The following is a 399-nucleotide window of genomic DNA, read 5'->3' on the forward strand; positions in this document are numbered from 1 at the left end:
CGTTGTGATCCGCGCAGGCGGCCCAGCTCACGGATCACCTCAACACCGTTCATTTCACTGTGCGCCATGTTTTGCCAGAGGCGCTGTTGGGTCTGTTGCATCTGCTCTTGCAACGTCACCGGCGCTGAGAAGTTAAAATCAACCAGCGTGACGGAGGTAAAATCACCAATCAACTGGTTGATTTGCGGATGGATCGGCTGGCGATTGAGGAACGTCAGGTTCAGCGTAAATGTTGTGGTACGGCTCCAGCGCTCAAGGGTGGCGGCAAACAGCGTGAGCAGCGCGGCAGACGGTGTGACGCCTTGCTGCTGCCAGCGCTGTTTCACGGCCTGCCATTCTGTCTTGCCGATCGTCGATTTGAAGGTGGTGAAGTGTGGCGTTTCCGGGGGCGTCTCAACC

At 57.4% G+C, this 399-nt stretch carries 1 protein-coding gene; it reads right to left on the minus strand.

Going from position 1 to position 399, the window contains the following annotated elements:
- Nucleotides 1-399 (minus strand): condensation domain-containing protein (locus I6F21_RS38375; protein WP_225184471.1); only part of this gene is annotated, 399 nt, incomplete at both ends.

This window comes from Bradyrhizobium sp. NBAIM03 (assembly GCF_020194055.1).
Classification (GTDB): Bacteria; Pseudomonadota; Alphaproteobacteria; order Rhizobiales; family Xanthobacteraceae; genus Bradyrhizobium; species Bradyrhizobium yuanmingense.